This is a genomic window from Thiorhodovibrio winogradskyi (assembly GCF_036208045.1).
GTDB lineage: Bacteria > Pseudomonadota > Gammaproteobacteria > Chromatiales > Chromatiaceae > Thiorhodovibrio > Thiorhodovibrio winogradskyi.
This window is the reverse complement of the sequence record NZ_CP121472.1, coordinates 2715173-2730117: the sequence shown is the minus strand read 5'-3', so window position 1 is coordinate 2730117 and position 14945 is coordinate 2715173. Positions and strand designations below refer to the sequence as shown.

Here is a 14945-nt window from a genome sequence, read left to right as displayed (position 1 = left end):
CCGGCAACGGTGGCGCCTGATCGGCAGTGCCGCAATGTCTTAGTATGTCCCGCGCGCTACCCTGGACTTGGGGTGTTCGAGCTTGAACCAGAGCTGATCGGCGGTGAATCGCACGCTCCCCTCCGCCATGTCCAGGTGTTGTTCCACCACCCAGCGATCCGCCTGCTCGAACACCTGTTGCAGTGCCAGCCCCAGGGCGCCGCGCCGCTCGGTATCCAGCCCCCGTGCGCGATAATGGGCCATTGCTTGCGCGGCGCCCGCCTGACCGAGGGTGAAGAAATGCGCGATCAGGCGCGTGCGCAGGGTTGACTGGTCAAGGGTGCGCACCAGCATCGCGAGCAAGCGCTCGTCGGCCACTCCCGCGGCATCGGGCAAGGCGTCGAGCAGATCGTCCGGCAGAAAGGAGCGTGCTGACTCACCATTGACGCGCCCCCGCAGCAGATCTTCATCGACCATTTGGGCGAAGTCCGGGCGCGGATCGGCCCGGGTGCGCGCGGCCAGTTGCATCAGCGCCACGGCCTCGGCGCGATGCCCGCTCGCCGGCAAGCCGCAGAGGGCATGATCGAGGATGTCATGCACCAAGACCGAGGTCGGGATGCGCTCGCCGGTGGCGGGTGTCGAAGCAATGATCTCAGGGTCATGCAGGGCATTCGCGAGTTTCCAGCCACGGGCGCCGAAGCCGTCTTGCCATTCCTGGCGATAGCAGACCCGCAGTTGGACATCCATTTGGACGTTAGGGATGTGAAGATCAGGGTATTGCGGATTCGTCATGGCTCGCCTCATCCCAAACAATGCGTAGGGTCTCGCTGGTCTCCCAACCGCGCGCGCGTTCACACCCGGCGCAGACCGTCCGCACCGGTGGCTTGGTGCATCCCTGGCAGCGCCGGACCCAATCCAGCGCCTGCTTGAGATCCGCCTGCTGGCGGGCGATGGCGCGGGCCTGTTCCTTCAGCTCCGTCAGCATGGCCTCGAGTTGCGCGCGCACCCGGGTGCTCGCTTCCTCCCCGGTCGTGCTGTCTGCTCGGATGCCGGCCAACCCGGCCAGGGCCTTGAGGGAAAACCCCAGGCGCGAGAAGGCCAACAAGGCGGCAAAGCGCGCCTCGTCCTCGGCGCTGTAGAGCCTGGTGCCACCCGGGGTGCGGCGTGGGTTCACCAGGCCCTGTTCCTCGTAGAAGCGCAGGGTGCGCACCGTGGCGCCCAGCCGCGCCGCGATCGCCCCGATCTTGCGGCTCACAGATCGACGATCCGGGCCGGGTAGCCTTGGGCGCGGACAAAGTCCACCACCTGATGTGGCATGACCTGGTTCAGCCGCAGGGGAACGAACAGCAGGTGGGAGCGATGGGAGGCATGCGCATCCGCCGATGACACGTCAAAGCGCGCGGCGATGGACTGCCGCAGGCTGTGTTGCCCCGCCTGGTCGAGCGGCTGGTCGAGATGGAGCAAGAGATTCGATGACATTAGCAGTCTCCGTTGTTGGAAGGGAGCTTGAAAATATCACCTGAACGTTAGATCCACAAGACCTGAAACGCGCCAGTCTCAAGACCTGGGTGTTTTCCATTCTCAAGCGCAAAATCTTTGATGCCTTGCGCATCCGCCAGCGCGAGCTGCCGATGTCCCAGTTGGGGGCTGGGTCATCCTGCATCGCGCCCGCATGGGCCTGCGCTTGTGTCTGGAAGACACCTGGTTTATCCGTTAAGAGGCCGAGGAACCCCGTCCATGATGAATTGCCGACACGCCACCCGTTTGATGTCAGAGGATCTCGACCGCCCCCTGTCCAGGCGCGAACGCCTGGCGCCGCGATTTCATCTGATGATGTGCGGGGGCTGCCGCCAGTTTCGCCAGCAGTTCGGCGCATCGAAGCCGCGCGCTGCGCTATCGCACGGGTGGGGATTGAAGCTTGCAGATCACGCGCGGGTACGATTACCCACCGGGCGGAGGGGCCGATGTCCGCTCAGGGCGCCGGTCAAGACCGCGCCCGAAACAAAGATCCGCCGTGGCGATCATGACTTCGCGCAGAAAGAGCACCAGCGCCAGTGTCAGGCTGCCCATGGCGGCGATGAACAGCCCGGCCACGGTCAGCGACGCCTCCAACTGCCAGAAGGCGCCTAGAAACAGCACCGCGATCACGAACACCACGAGCAGCGCCGCCAGGGTGCAGAACCCGATGGCCAAGCTGATCAGGCGTGCGCGCTGCTGGAGTCGGCGCATTTCCGTCGCCGCTCGCGTTCGCGCAGGGTCGGTTTCAGCGATCGTCGATGCCAGCAGGGCTTCGACCTTGCGTGAGCGATCAATGACGCGCGCGATGCGCCCGGCCATGACCCCGAGCAAGGCGCCGATGCCGGTCAGCAGGAACACCGGCGCCACCGCCAGTTGAATACTGTGGGCCATCATGCCCGTGTCGATCTCGCTCATCCCAACATCCCCTCCGCCACCCGCAGCGCATTGGCATAGATGGTCCAGGTATAGGGCACGCTGCCGCCGGTGGGCATGAAGCTGCCGTCGGTGACGAAGAGATTCTCGACCTCATGGGCGCGACAGTCGGCGTCCAGCACCGAGGTCTTGGGATCAGTCCCGAAGCGGCAGCCGCCGGCCATCAGATTGGGCGGCGGGGCGCCGCTAATGCTGGAGCGCACCCGCGCCGCGCCCAGTTCCTTCAGGACCCGCTCGGCTTTGTCGGCCAGATAGCGCCCGACTTGCAGATCATGGGGGTGATGGCCGATGCGGATGCGCGCCACCGGTTGACCCCAGCGGTCTTTGACCTTGGGGTCCAGGCTGACGAAGCAATCATCGGTTGGCAGCCAGTCGCAGAACACCTCGAAACGCAGGGTGCGGTCGGTGCGAAACCACTGTTCCAAGCGGCGCTTCAGTGGCAAGCCCCAGACCAACTCGCCGTCGCGCCACTTGGCACGGTTGGCCAGACCGGTGGGATTGGGATGGGCGAGCAGGAACTCGACAATGCCGCCTTTGTGCCGGCGCTCGTTCCCCGCGCCCGCGAAGCCCTTGTCCTCGATTAGATACCAGTCATCCAGGGCGCGATTGACGAAGGGTCCCATGGTCTTGAGTGCCGCCGCGCGCTCCGCGCCCAGGGCGGCGTACTCCAAATCGCCCGAGCCGGAGCCGCCAGCGGAGAACAGCAGGTTGCGCCCGACCTGACCGGAGTTGTTGGCCAGACCCTGGGGAAACTTCGGCCCCGGGGAGTTGAGCAACAGGCGGCTGGTCTCCACCGCCTGGCAAGCCACCACAAAACGCTTGGCAGTGATTTGTCGGACCTTGCCCTCGGCATCGGCGTATTCGGCGGTGGTCACCCGGCCCCGCGCATCACTCAACAACCGCAGCACCTGGGCGCGCGGGCGGATCGCGCAGCGTCCGGTGGCCAGCGCCGGGGTCAGCCAGGCCGCGCGCGCACCACCCTTGGCGCCGCTCGAACAACCAAAGCTGCCGCAATAACCGGAGTACTCGCAGGCACGCCGCCCCAGCGCCCCGCGCGAGAGAATGGCGCGCGGCACCCGCAGCGCGTGATAGCCGAGGCGTTCGCAGGCCTCGTCGATCCAGGCCGACACCGGATGTTCCAGTGTCGGTGGATAGGGAAAATCGGCGCTGGAGCGCGGTTCGATGTTTGGATGCTTGGCCAAGGCGCCAGAAATGCCGACCAAAGGCTCAACCTGGTCGTAATAGGGTTCCAAATCGTCATAGCTGATCGGCCAGTTGGCACGGTTGGCGCCCGCGATTGGGCCAAGTTCGTCGAGTTGGCGAAAATCCACCGGCTTGAGCCGATGAAAAAAGCCGCTCATCAGATTGCTGGAACCGCCGACCAGGTTGCCGTTCCAGAAATCCCAGCCGGACTCGGCGGTGGACTTGGCCACCCAGGCGCCATCGGCATCGCGATCCTCGACCACATGGGGCTCCAGGCGCTTCTCGGGGGTGTAGACCGCACGCCGGCAGCAGGCCAGTTCATCCTTGCGAAAGTGCTGGTCTGTCAGCCAGGGGCCTTTCTCCAGTACGATGACGGATTGACCGGCCTTGGCTAGCCGCCAGGCCACGGGCGCGCCGCCGGCGCCGCTGCCGACGATGCAGACATCGCAATCGGTGTCGGTGTTGCTTGCGGTCATCACGGCAGCCTCGGGTAGATGGTCGCGGCATCCGGGCGCGGATAGCCGGGGATATGCTCCAACCAGCGCCAGCCAATGCCGTCAGGATTGCCGCCATAGGCTGGGTCGGTCAGCAGGGCTTCCATCAGATACAGCAGCAGGGTGGACAGCCAATTCTCGCCGGCCTCGCTGGCGGCGGTCTCGCGCAACAGCGACTCGCGCGCGGCGCTATCGAGCGCGAGGAAGGACTGGCTGGTGCGTTGCTGGCTCAGGTCCTCCAACCAGCCGGCGCCATTCAGGATGAAGGCCGGCTCGTCGGGGTCGGTCTTGGCATCTTTCAGCACGAAGCGCAGGAAGGGCAGGGCGTTGATCTCGCGCGCGCCGGGGGCTTCGGATTCGGAGGGGAACAGATGCTGCTGCACGGCGTCGATCAGCATCATGCGCTCATTTTCGCTCAGTGTTTTAGCGGGTTGATCGGCTTCCGCAATCGTGGCTTCAGCCAGCATTGGCGCAAACAGCCCGGCGACCGTCACCCCAGCGCAGCGGGCGAGAAAGGCGCGGCGGTCGAGGAGCGCATTGTGCCAGGCGTGTAGTTCCGCGCGGGTGGCCGCGACTGGAGCCAATGACTCCGTGGGTGGAGCCCGTCGAATCATGGGGTGGCCTCTCTTTTTGGGCGCTTGCGGTTGACCAGGCTTGCGGACAAAGACCGCCAGCATCCGCGGAATCTTTCAGCTGGATTCAGTCCGTCGAAAGAAACAGCCGTCCGAGCCGGTCTTCCCAGATTAACAAAACAAAGTGATCACCCAAACATCTAAGGGAGAGTCCTCATGCTGACCATGGCCCGACGCCTGCAAGACCTGCTCGATACCACCCGCGCGCTCGATTTTCTCGGCCCGCTGGCCTTGCGCCTGTACCTCGCACCCGTCTTCTGGATGGCCGGCACCAAGAAGTTCGCCAACTTCGAGGATACCGTGGCCTGGTTCGGCAACCCGGACTGGGGGCTGGGCATGCCCTTTCCAACCGTCATGGCTTTCCTCGCCTCCGGGACCGAGACCTTGGGCGCCATCCTGCTGGTCATCGGCCTTGGCGTGCGCTGGATCTCGGCGCCGCTGATGGTGACCATGATGGTCGCCGCCGTCACCGTGCACTGGCAAAACGGCTGGCTGGCCATCGCCGAAGGCAGCGGCTCAATGTTCGCCACCGAGCGCACCATCGGCGCGATTGAACGGCTGGATCGGGCCAAGGACATCCTGCGCGAGCACGGCCATTATCAGTGGCTGACCGAGAACGGCAGCTTGGTGGTGCTGAACAACGGCATTGAGTTTGCCGCCACTTATTTCATCATGCTGCTGGTGCTCTTCTTCATCGGCGCCGGGCGCTATCTGAGCCTGGATTTCTGGATCGCGCGGCGCTAGGGGAACGGATATGAGAGAAGAAGGGGCGAGGGGCGCGGGCTCGAATGCGTCTTGACGATGTCGTATTCCGCCTCGGTCTGGCACGCGAGCGCCGAGGGATCAGCGTGCTGATCAGACTGGCGGACTGCAAAACCCACGCACGCATAATCATCTGGCGGAGAAATGATCAGATTGATCGAAGGTGAGCCCTGAAGGGGCCCGCCTGGGGAGAAAGGCAAGTCAAGACACTGTGCCAACAGGCTTGGTCAGTCCTGGTCAGCCTGACCGATCAGCGTGCATCGGTGTTGCCGCGAACAACAAAATAGAGCGCCATCAACAGCAAGCTGACCTGAAACTCCATCCCTCCCATGGGATGGCTTGCAGTAGCCACAAAGCTCCACTGGCCCCAGTGCACCATCGAAATGGCGCCGATGAGCACCGGAACCGTCGCCAGCGCACCCAGGCGTGTGATCCAATCCCGGCGCAGAATGGCGCCGGCGAGCAGTCCCAGACCACCGGCTACCTCAGCGACGGCAACGGCAAGTGCAACCGGCAAAGCCAGTCCCATCATGTCGGCAAATTGCGTCGGCGCCATCAGCTTGCCGATACCATGAAACAGAAACACCGAGGCGAAGCCGATTCGCAGCAACCAATGAGCATGTGGCGCCAAGTCCGCGAATCGCAGCGCGGGTGTTAAGTTGGAAGTTGTCGAGAGAGTTGTTGCCATGATGATCTCCTTGGGTCGGATAAAATGGGTATTCAGTGCGATCTGTTAAGCCCGCCCTTCATCGGGCGGCGCGCGACCGCCCGATGAAGAGTGATACGGGTCTGAAGTTGCCTTGCGATGAGATCAATGATCCGATCAATAGGCCAGATCAGGACTGCCGCCGAAAACCCCGTAAATGTCCGGGCGTTCATGCGTTGGCGAGCGACCCTGGCCAAGGCTCAGCAAATCCGGGTTGCCCTGGGCGAGGCCTTGATAGTGATCCAAAGCCGTTGCGCTACCGGAGGAGGCCGGCGCCGTGGTCTGGAAGAACCCGACGTGGTGGTCACTGTCCGGATTGCCACGGGTGAACTGTCGCAGGCTGTCGGCGGCCTGCACGGAGGTGGTGAGCATGACAGCGGCGGTGGTGATGAGGATTTTGTTCATGAGAAACTCCAGCGTTCTTTGGTTGATCAGATGTCGGGTCGCGTGCCGCGGTCGCGGATGATCCGCCTCGGCATCGCGCCCTCACTAACCGAGTCGCTGGCAGAGCGCGAAGGGTTACAGGGCGGGTCGAAAAAAGATGTCCACCGCTTGTCGCGCGCCTTGTAACCTTTGATGGCGCGCCAACGACTTCCTTCATCGAAAGACATGCCCAAGCACCCAGCCGACAGCCCCGCCAATGCGCTCGATGCCTTCGAAGCCGCCCTGCGGCCGTTGTGGGATCGCGGGCAAGCCGGCGATGAGGCCGCTTATCGGCAAGCGCTGGAGCAGATCGCCAAGCGCCTGCGCGGCTGGTTTCGCCGGTGCCTGCAAGGGCTGCCGGACGAGGTCGAGGATTTGCTCCAGGAGACGCTGCTGGCGATTCACCTGCAACGCGGCACCTACGATCCCAAGGTGCCGGTCAGCCGCTGGATGCTCGCCATCGCCCGGCATAAGCTGATTGACCTGTGGCGCCGGCGCGGTCGCCGCGACGCGCGTCATCTGGGGTTGGATGATCTCCCCGAAGGGACGCTGACAACCGTCGAGGAGGAATTCCCCGTGCAGCGCGATCTGGCAACCCTGCTTGGCAGGCTGCCGCAAGCCCAGCGCGAGGCGATCACCCTGACCAAGCTGGAGGGCTTGACCCTGGACGAGGCCTCCCTTCGCAGCGGCATCTCGGTCGCGGCACTCAAGGTGCGGGTGCACCGCGGACTGAAACGACTCTCGAATCTTGTGAGGAAGACCCCATGAAAACCAGCCACTTAATCGATCTGCTCGCCACCGAGGCCGGTCCCGCGCCGCGTGCGCTCCCGGCCCGGCGCATCGGCGCGGTCGTGCCCTTTGGATGGCTGGCCAGCATCGCCGCGACCCTGGTGCTGCTCGGCCCGATCCCGGCCAGCCTGTGGGCCGAGCCGGCCCCCTGGATCAAGCTCGCCTATGCCGGCGGACTGGCCAGCGGCGCGCTCTGGCTCACCACGCGACTGGCGCGACCGGTGGCGCGCACCGGCGGGCCTGTGATCAGTATCGTCGCCGTTGTCATCCTGATGGCTCTGCTCGGGCTGACGACGTTGCTGGCCGCGCCCGCCTCCGAGCGCCTGGCCGCGTTGCTGGGGCACTCCTGGGCGCACTGTCCGGTCAATGTGCTCCTGTTGTCCCTGCCCACCCTGGCCGGCGCGCTCTGGGCGCTGCGCGGTCTGGCTCCGACCCAAGCACGCGCGGCTGGTTTGGCGGCCGGGCTGCTGGCCGGGGCCGTCGGCGCCATGGCCTATGCCCTGTCGTGCATCGAACTCTCGGCGGCTTTCGTGGCCCTCTGGTACAGTCTGGGCATCGCCCTGGCCGGCGGCCTAGGCGCGCTGATGGGTCCATGGCTGTTGCGCTGGTAATGACCACGCAATGCCCAACCGCCTGCTGCTGATCGAGGACGACCCCGCGCTGCATGAAATGCTCCGCCTGCATTTCGAGGAAGCGGGCTACGCGGTGCTGGGCGCCGCCAACGGACAGGAGGGACTGGCACTGGCGCGCTCCCAGCCCTGTTATCTCATTCTGCTCGATCAATGCCTGCCGGATGCCAAGGGCAGCGAGCTGATCGAGGCGCTGCTGGCGGTGGATGCCGAGCGTCCTATCCTGATGATGACCGCCCAGCATGATCTGGAGCTGGCCATCGACGCTATTCAACGCGGCGCGGCGGACTTTGTGCATAAACCCGTGCGCGCGGCGGCGCTGACCGAGACAGTCGAGCGGCTGCTGCGCCAGCGCGCCCAGGCGCGAGAGGCACAAGCCGCCGAGCCGGGTTCCGTGGCTGAAGCGTCGCCACCAGGGCTAGCTCGGGATCTGATCGGCCGCAGCCCGGCCATGCTGGAGGTCAGCAAGGGTATCGGCCTGTGCGCGCGCAGCGGTGTGTCGGTGCTGATCAGCGGCGAGTCCCGCACCGGCAAGGAGGTGGTGGCGCGTCTGATCCACCAACACAGCGGGCGCGACGGTCCCTTCGTCGCCGTCAACTGCGCCGCCATTGTCGATACCTTGTTGGAAAGCGAGCTGTTCGGGCATGAGAAGGGCGCCTTCACCGGCGCCACCACGCGCAAGGTCGGCAAGTTTGAGCAGGCACAGGACGGCACCCTGTTTCTCGATGAAATCGGCGAACTGGCGCCGGCGCTGCAGGCCAAGTTGTTGCGCGCCCTGCAGGAACGGGTGTTCGAGCGCGTCGGCGGTAGCTCGTCCATCGCCACCAATGCCCGCCTGATCGCCGCCACCAACCGCGATCTGCGTGCCAAGGCGGCCGCCGGGTGCTTTCGCGAGGATTTGCTGTATCGTCTCGAAGTGGTGCGCATCCAGGTGCCGCCCTTGCGCGAACGGCGCGAGGATATTCCGCTGTTGGCCGAGGGGCTACTGGAGCGCCTGGCCACGCGGCTGCAACGCCCACGGGTGCCATTGGCCGAGGATGCGCGCGCCGCGCTGCTGGGCCATGACTGGCCCGGCAATGTGCGCGAGCTTGAGAATATGCTCACCCAGGCCATGCTGCGCGCCCGCCATGGGCTCATCACGGCGGAAATGTTTGATTGGCCTGCGCCGACGGGACGGGCGGATGATCGCGGCCTGGTCCGGTCGGGGGCGAGGTCGCATGCTGGATTGGGTGCCGGTTTGGATGCCGGATTGGATATAGGCGCGGATACGCCACAGCGACTGCCGGAATCCGTGGCGGCTAAATCCGTGGCGCTGAAATCACTGGCCGAGCTGGAAGCCGAGCATGTCCAGCGGGTGCTGGACTTCACCCATGGCCACAAAGGCCGTGCCTGCGAGATCCTCGGCATTTCCCGCCCGGCGCTGGATCGGAAGATCGAAAAATACCGGCTGCGCTGGTCGGGAAAAACAGGGATGACCGAGTCCGATTCACCGTCCTAGATCAAACTCAGTGAGCACCGCCACACGCCACACTTGCCCGATCTGGATCACCCTTCACCCTTCACCACTGGCCACCCCGCCTGACGCCATTCCGGCAGGCCGTTTTCCAGCCGCTGGGCGTTGAACCCGGCCTGGCGCAAGCGGGCGACGGCCTCGAAGGAGAGCACGCACCAGGGGCCGCGACAGTAGGCGACGATATCGCGCTCGGGCGGCAGGGCGGCCAGATGATCCTCCAGCGCCTCAAGCGGGACATTGAGCGCGCCCGGCACATGGCCTTGGGCATACTCCTCGGCCGGGCGCACGTCGATGACGGTGACCAGCCCCGCGCGCGCCCGCTCCAGCAAATCCACCGCCGGCAGCGGCTCCAGATCATCGCGGGTGCGCAAATAGCTGTCGAGCAACTCACCCACAGCGCGGTGACGGGTTTTGGCCAGGCCGCGCAAGGCGGCGACGGCATCCAACACCTGGTCATCCGCCAGTCCATAGCGCACATGCTGACCGTCGCGCCGCGCCTGTACCAGCCCGGCGGCCTTGAGCTGCTGTAAATGCTTGGAGGTGTTGGCAACACTCAGCCCCGAGAGGCGCGCCAACGCATCGACACTGCGCTCGCCTTGGGCGAGATAGTCCAGCAGCTCCAGCCGCGCCGCGCTGCCGAGGGCGCGGGCGATGACGGCGAGTTGCTCGAAGAGGCTTTGCTTGGGGGTGGACATGGGGTATCTGGTTTGATTCAACTAATCAGTTGAAAGCTGTCGGTTGATCTGTCAGTATCCAGCGGACTGCACCCGGATCCCATCCCCACTGACCCAAACACTTGATGGAGCCAGCAACGCAATGAGCATCCTGATGATCCTCAACCGCGAACCCTACGATAACACCGACGTGACCTGGAACGCCCTGCGTCTGGCCGGTACCCTGACGGATCAAGGTCAGGGCGTGCGCCTGTTTCTGATGAACGACTCGGTCGATCTGGCGCGCGATGTCTGCAAGCCGCCTGCGCACTATGATCAGGATTTATCCCAGATGATGAAGAATCTGATCGCGCGTGGTGTGCCGGTGCAGGTGTGCGGCACCTGCATGGCCCGGTGCGGGATTTACAAAAACCACCCCTACTTCGAGGGCGCCGAGTCCTCGACCATGGCCGCGCTGGCCGAGTGGGTAGCCGAGAGCGAGAAAGTGCTCACCTTTTAGCCGCGCATCCCATTCCCAACCGAATAAGAAAAAATCGATTTCCCCACCAACCACCAAAGGAAACCGCCATCATGACATCCACTCACCGCAAGCTCGCCGCTTTCCCCGCGTTTCTCCTGCTCGCCATCGCCTGCCTCGCCCTGCCTGGCCTGGCGCTCGCCGACAAGCCCGATGACACCGAGGCGCTGCGCGGTGTCGACCTCGGTCGCGTCGCCTGGGATATCAACCTGGGCGACCCGGCCAAGCTGGCGCTCTATCTCAAGGTGATGGACGAAACCTACGCGGACTTGCAGCGGCAGGGGGTGAAGCCGGAGATGGTCTTTACCTTTCGCGGCCCAGCGCTGGCGCTGATCACGACCGATCAAATGGATGTGCCCCTGGATCAGGAAGAGCACTACGCCGCCATCGCCGCCCAGATCAATGCGCTGCAAGCCAAGCCGGGCGTGCGCATGGAAGCCTGCTCCATCGCCGCGCGTCTGCTCAAGGTGGATACCCAAAGTCTGCTGCCCGGCATTGTGCCGGTTGGCAACACCTTCGTCTCCCAGATCGGCTATCAGGCCCAAGGCTACGCCACCATCCCGATCTTCTAAACTCTGTCACCCTCACCGGAGATTCGCGATGACCGCTACCACCACTCCCGCACTGGCCACCCGCTGCGTCCATGCCGGCGAACTGAAGGACGCCCATGGCAGCCCGCACACGCCGATTTACACCACCACCACCTTTGCCTTCCCCTCGACCCAAGCGGTGCTGGATGTGGTCGAGGGTCGCGCCACCGGCAGTCTCTACACCCGCTATGGGCTGAATCCCAGCATCCAGTCACTGGAGGCCAAGCTCGCCGCGCTCGAGGGCGCCGAGGCGGCGCGGGCCTCGTCGGGCATCGAGACGCCATGACTCTGAAAGGCGCGCTTCACCAGCCGGATGACCGAAGACCGCACCTTCAGCCAGCTGTGCTCGCGCCCGTTGAGCCAAAAGTACAGGCGCAGATTCACTGTTGCGCTGCCGAGGCTGTCCGCCAACACCGAGGGCTCCGGATCCTTCAAGACGGCTGGGTGGTCCGCCAGCACTTTTCGTGCAATCACCTGGGCGTCGGCGATCGAATCTTCATAACCGATGCCGACTATGAAGTCCATGCGCCGGTTGGGGCTCGTCGTGAAGTTGCTGACGATGGTCTTGTAGACGGTGGCGTTCGGGATCTGCGCAAGATTGCCATCGAGGGTCATCAAGATGGTGGTGCGCATGTTGAGCTGCTGCACATACCCGGTCACGCCGGAGATTTCGACCAGGTCGCCGGTCTCGAACGGCTGCTGGATGCTCAGGAAGATGCTGGACAGAAAGTTCTCGGTGATGTCGCGAAAGGCGATACCCAGGATTAGGCCGATCAGGCCGGTACCGCCGACCAGCGTCAAGGCCAGTTGCGTCAGGCCCGAGACCCGCAGAATCAAATAGACGCCGGAGAGGACAACGAGTCCGCCGGCCGCCCGCGCGATCACTGTTTGCAACAGTTTTGTCTGAATTCTGTGGCGGAGCAGGATGCGCACGACCCTTGCCGCCAACAGCGCCGTCCCCACCGACAGCGCCAGGATCAGCAGTCCGAACAGCACGAACGGCATGGCGCGGATGAAGTCGCGCCAGAGTGCGGAGAGTCCGCTGGAGGCCTGGCGAAAATCCCAGACCGAGGGTTCCGGTACTTCCAGTCGGTTGGCAACGGCGACGACGTCCTGAGTATTGCGCGCGAGATCGCCCGCCCATTGTTTCAGCTCATCGGACTCCACCTGACCATTGAGAAAGACGACGCCTTCCTCGACCCTGACCTGCGGGTCGGTAAACCAGTCGGTCGCGTTCAGCACGGTCTGAAGTCGCCGGCGGATTTGTTCGTCCTGCGCGACGGGTGCGACGTCCACCTTGGCGGCGACCGGGGAAAGTTCTTCCTTGGTGGGGGTGATGAGTTTCCGCGGCGCGTCTTCTTCGTCGGGCGATTCCTGCGCCACGACCGGGGCGATCAATCCACAGCACAGGACGGCGAGCAAGAGCGCCCGCGCACCGGCCCTTACAGGGCGACAGCGCCATGGCCGCATGTGCTCGTCCCCCACTGGATGCGTGGTGGATGTGGTGTGTGTCACTCTCTGAGCATTGAGCGATCAATCTTCACGGCATTGTTAGCGGCATCGGCGCCAAGGGCCTGGCGACGCCACAGATCGCGATAGGCCAACAGAAGCCCGATGACGAGCGGCAGCACACCGAACAGGATGAAGATCGAATCGCCCCAGATTCGCAGCCATTCGACATGGCGGGCGAGCGGCGTGGCCGTGTAACTGAGCGAGCGGGCATGCCAGTACCCGTTCTCCAGGACATCCCACAGTTGCAGCACGCTCCCCGGCAGCAGGCTGAGCAGAATCATCAGGGCCAAGCCAATGTTCAGCCCCCAGAAGCTCATTGTCAGACAGCCTTGGACCAGGGGCCAGCGCGCCGCGCTGGTGGGTGCCGATCAGGCCACCGCCGAAGTAGAGAATGGCGTCGAGATAAATGACCCGGATCGCCGTGATGCGCCGCACCAGACCGAGCTGATAGGAGATGACCGCGACGATCACGGTCACGAAGAACTCGAAAAAGCCCTCGACCCAGAGATGGACCAGCCAGAACCGCCACATATCGACGACCGAAAAATGGGTCGTGCTGCCAAAAAAGAACGCCGGAAGATAGAAAAACGGAATCGCGAAGGCCGCGATCAGGAAGAAGTTGACAAAGGTGCGCAGCTCGGGATTGGCCCGCGCTGGTTTCACCGCGCGCAGCAGCAGCCAGAACCAGAAGAACAGGCCCGCCGCCAGCAGCACCTGCCAGAAACGCCCGATCTCCAGATATTCCCAGCCCTGATTGCCAAGCCAGAACCACAAACCGCCGAGCAGGTCATTGATGCCAGTCCACTGACCGAGCAGGTTGCCGACGGCCACCACGACCAGCGCCCAGATAGAGCTTGTCGATCAGCGGACGCTGGTGCGGCGGGTCGTTGCCGCCGAGGGTCGATGCCACGAACAGCGCGCCGCCCACATAGGCCGTGGCGACCCAGAAGATCGCCAGTTGCAGATGCCAGATGCGCAACAGGTTGCTCGGCCAAAGGGTTGACAGGTCGAAGCCGTAAAAACTCTCCGGCTCGGCGCGATAGTGCGCGATGCCACCGCCGATCAGCACCTGCGCGAGAAAGAGCAGGCCGGCGATGACCATGAATTTGAGCGTCGCCGACTGGGCCGGCGTGATGGCGATCGGCGTGATCGCCGGCAGCTTGGGGGGAGGGGGCCTGTCGTCCCCATGCCAGCCGAGGTAGGAGAATTTTCCGAATGCCAGCAGCACGATCGCGATGCCGCCGAGCAGAAATATCAGGCTGATGGCGCTCCACAAGAGCGCGCCGGAGGTCGGATGATTGCCGGCCAGCGGGTCGAAGGGAAAGTTGTTGGTATAGGAATGCTTGGTGTCGGGTCGATGTGCCGCCGCCGCCCAGGCCGTCCAACTGAAAAAAGGCGGTGAGCTGGCGCAGCTCGGTGGGATCGCGCACCGCGCCGTGGGCGAGTCCGCCGTTGTCGGCGGGGTTCTGGAAGTAGGCGGTCCAGGCGGCGACCTGGGCGTCGAATGCCGCCTGGCCATCGACCGGCAGGCTTAAGGTTTCGGTGTCCGGGTCATAGCCGTTGCGCTTGAATTCAGCGGCGACCTGAGCCATCGATGCTGGCCCGATCAACCGTGCCCAATTCGTCATAGGCGGTCTGGAAACGGGTCTGTGCGAGATGCTCGGCATGATGCAGGGCGAGGCCGTGCAGCGTCTGCGCCGAGAAGTCCGGCCCCAGCATGCCCCCGTGGCCCCAGATGGTTCCGTTATCCATCAAGCCGTATTTGAGAAAGACCTGCTGACCGGCGGTGACATCGGCGGCGGTGAAGACAACCGTGCCGTTGGGTGCGACCGCCCGCGCCGGGATTGGCGGCGCGTTCTCATAGGTTTTCAATGACAGCAGGATCAAGGCGGAAAAGCCGACGATCATCACGATCATCAGTGACCGCGGCCACCACGCCGAAAGCGACTCGGTCGGTGTAGTCGTTGGATCGGACATCGTCAGTTTCCTCCTCTAAACCGCCGTCGAATACCGTTTCTAGACTCAGCGGACGCCCTGGCCAAACACAGACCTTGGCCTCAGTCGCCGCGTG

General features: G+C 64.3%; 21 protein-coding genes and 1 pseudogene. 9 read left to right on the top strand and 13 right to left on the bottom strand.

Translation table 11 applies throughout. From position 1 onward, the window contains the following. Positions 1-39 precede the first annotated feature (39 nt). From Thiowin_RS12235 to Thiowin_RS12225, 3 genes are read right to left on the bottom strand one after another with little or no spacing between them, the layout of a single operon-like run. Positions 40-771 (bottom strand): hypothetical protein, encoded by a 732-nt coding sequence (locus tag Thiowin_RS12235; RefSeq protein ID WP_328987991.1) that lies wholly within the window; start codon positions 769-771, stop codon positions 40-42. Further along, complete coding sequence (locus tag Thiowin_RS12230; protein ID WP_328987989.1) at positions 749-1234, bottom strand: MerR family transcriptional regulator; 486 nt, start codon at positions 1232-1234, stop codon at positions 749-751. The genes Thiowin_RS12235 and Thiowin_RS12230 overlap by 23 nt, the downstream gene beginning before the upstream one ends. Beyond that, positions 1231-1458 (bottom strand): hypothetical protein, encoded by a 228-nt coding sequence (locus tag Thiowin_RS12225; RefSeq protein WP_328987988.1) that lies wholly within the window; start codon positions 1456-1458, stop codon positions 1231-1233. The genes Thiowin_RS12230 and Thiowin_RS12225 overlap by 4 nt, the downstream gene beginning before the upstream one ends. Before the next feature lie 120 nt (positions 1459-1578). On the opposite strand from Thiowin_RS12225, the pseudogene Thiowin_RS25305 reads away from it, so the two are divergent. Then, positions 1579-1788 (top strand): annotated as a pseudogene (locus Thiowin_RS25305) (hypothetical protein); the annotation flags it as partial. A gap of 132 nt (positions 1789-1920) precedes the next feature. Here Thiowin_RS25305 and Thiowin_RS12220 read toward each other — a convergent pair. The 3 genes from Thiowin_RS12220 to Thiowin_RS12210 are packed head-to-tail and all read right to left on the bottom strand — an operon-like array spanning position 1921 to position 4741. Beyond that, a complete protein-coding gene (locus Thiowin_RS12220; RefSeq protein WP_328987987.1) occupies positions 1921-2412 on the bottom strand; it encodes a DUF2721 domain-containing protein in 492 nt (163 codons plus the stop codon). Further along, positions 2409-4109, bottom strand: coding sequence for a GMC family oxidoreductase (locus tag Thiowin_RS12215; RefSeq protein WP_328987986.1), 1701 nt, complete (start codon positions 4107-4109; stop codon positions 2409-2411). The genes Thiowin_RS12220 and Thiowin_RS12215 overlap by 4 nt, the downstream gene beginning before the upstream one ends. Beyond that, positions 4109-4741 carry a gluconate 2-dehydrogenase subunit 3 family protein gene (locus Thiowin_RS12210; RefSeq protein ID WP_328987985.1) on the bottom strand — a complete coding sequence of 211 codons (633 nt, stop codon included), beginning with the start codon at positions 4739-4741 and terminating at the stop codon, positions 4109-4111. Before Thiowin_RS12210 ends, Thiowin_RS12215 begins: the two co-directional genes overlap by 1 nt. A gap of 174 nt (positions 4742-4915) precedes the next feature. Here Thiowin_RS12210 and Thiowin_RS12205 point away from each other — a divergent pair, with 174 nt between their 5' ends. Continuing rightward, entirely contained in the window at positions 4916-5503 is a 588-nt protein-coding gene (locus tag Thiowin_RS12205) for an HvfX family Cu-binding RiPP maturation protein (RefSeq protein WP_328987984.1), read from the top strand. 268 nt (positions 5504-5771) lie between these two features. Here the strand turns inward: Thiowin_RS12205 and Thiowin_RS12200 are convergent, their stop codons facing one another. Next, positions 5772-6209, bottom strand: a complete 438-nt coding sequence (locus Thiowin_RS12200) for a DoxX family protein (protein WP_328984956.1) — start codon at positions 6207-6209, stop codon at positions 5772-5774. 135 nt (positions 6210-6344) lie between these two features. Continuing rightward, complete coding sequence (locus Thiowin_RS12195) at positions 6345-6632, bottom strand: hypothetical protein (RefSeq protein WP_328987983.1); 288 nt, start codon at positions 6630-6632, stop codon at positions 6345-6347. A 204-nt stretch (positions 6633-6836) separates the two neighbouring features. Here Thiowin_RS12195 and Thiowin_RS12190 point away from each other — a divergent pair, with 204 nt between their 5' ends. From Thiowin_RS12190 to Thiowin_RS12180, 3 genes are read left to right on the top strand one after another with little or no spacing between them, the layout of a single operon-like run. Further along, entirely contained in the window at positions 6837-7418 is a 582-nt protein-coding gene (locus tag Thiowin_RS12190; protein ID WP_328987982.1) for a sigma-70 family RNA polymerase sigma factor, read from the top strand. Next, complete coding sequence (locus Thiowin_RS12185; protein ID WP_328987981.1) at positions 7415-8050, top strand: DUF1109 domain-containing protein; 636 nt, start codon at positions 7415-7417, stop codon at positions 8048-8050. Before Thiowin_RS12190 ends, Thiowin_RS12185 begins: the two co-directional genes overlap by 4 nt. Positions 8051-8060: 10 nt before the next feature. Further along, a complete protein-coding gene (locus Thiowin_RS12180; RefSeq protein WP_328987980.1) occupies positions 8061-9566 on the top strand; it encodes a sigma-54-dependent transcriptional regulator in 1506 nt (501 codons plus the stop codon). Positions 9567-9613: 47 nt separating this feature from the next. Here the strand turns inward: Thiowin_RS12180 and Thiowin_RS12175 are convergent, their stop codons facing one another. Next, a complete protein-coding gene (locus Thiowin_RS12175) occupies positions 9614-10276 on the bottom strand; it encodes an ArsR/SmtB family transcription factor (protein WP_328987979.1) in 663 nt (220 codons plus the stop codon). Between the two features lie 121 nt (positions 10277-10397). Between Thiowin_RS12175 and Thiowin_RS12170 the strand changes: the two genes are divergently transcribed. From Thiowin_RS12170 to Thiowin_RS12160, 3 genes are all read left to right on the top strand, one after another. Continuing rightward, on the top strand, positions 10398-10754 hold the full coding sequence (locus Thiowin_RS12170; RefSeq protein WP_328987978.1) for a DsrE/DsrF/TusD sulfur relay family protein: 357 nt from the start codon (positions 10398-10400) through the stop codon (positions 10752-10754). A 71-nt stretch (positions 10755-10825) separates the two neighbouring features. Then, entirely contained in the window at positions 10826-11344 is a 519-nt protein-coding gene (locus tag Thiowin_RS12165; RefSeq protein WP_328987977.1) for a DsrE family protein, read from the top strand. 28 nt (positions 11345-11372) lie between these two features. Continuing rightward, the gene (locus tag Thiowin_RS12160) at positions 11373-11648 is read left to right on the top strand and encodes a PLP-dependent transferase (protein ID WP_328987976.1); all 276 of its coding nucleotides are present in this window, start codon (positions 11373-11375) and stop codon (positions 11646-11648) included. Here Thiowin_RS12160 and Thiowin_RS12155 read toward each other — a convergent pair. The 3 genes from Thiowin_RS12155 to Thiowin_RS12145 form a co-directional block, all read right to left on the bottom strand. Next, positions 11549-12784 (bottom strand): mechanosensitive ion channel family protein, encoded by a 1236-nt coding sequence (locus Thiowin_RS12155; protein WP_328987975.1) that lies wholly within the window; start codon positions 12782-12784, stop codon positions 11549-11551. The genes Thiowin_RS12160 and Thiowin_RS12155 overlap by 100 nt on opposite strands. A 129-nt stretch (positions 12785-12913) precedes the next feature. Further along, positions 12914-13708: a hypothetical protein gene (locus Thiowin_RS12150; RefSeq protein ID WP_328987974.1), complete on the bottom strand. Its 795-nt coding sequence runs from the start codon at positions 13706-13708 to the stop codon at positions 12914-12916. Then, positions 13662-14297 carry a hypothetical protein gene (locus Thiowin_RS12145; RefSeq protein ID WP_408034213.1) on the bottom strand — a complete coding sequence of 212 codons (636 nt, stop codon included), beginning with the start codon at positions 14295-14297 and terminating at the stop codon, positions 13662-13664. Before Thiowin_RS12145 ends, Thiowin_RS12150 begins: the two co-directional genes overlap by 47 nt. On the opposite strand from Thiowin_RS12145, the gene Thiowin_RS12140 reads away from it, so the two are divergent. Beyond that, complete coding sequence (locus Thiowin_RS12140; RefSeq protein WP_328987972.1) at positions 14221-14409, top strand: hypothetical protein; 189 nt, start codon at positions 14221-14223, stop codon at positions 14407-14409. The genes Thiowin_RS12145 and Thiowin_RS12140 overlap by 77 nt on opposite strands. 37 nt (positions 14410-14446) lie before the next feature. Here the strand turns inward: Thiowin_RS12140 and Thiowin_RS12135 are convergent, their stop codons facing one another. Then, positions 14447-14851: a hypothetical protein gene (locus tag Thiowin_RS12135; protein WP_328987971.1), complete on the bottom strand. Its 405-nt coding sequence runs from the start codon at positions 14849-14851 to the stop codon at positions 14447-14449. Positions 14852-14945 lie beyond the last annotated feature (94 nt).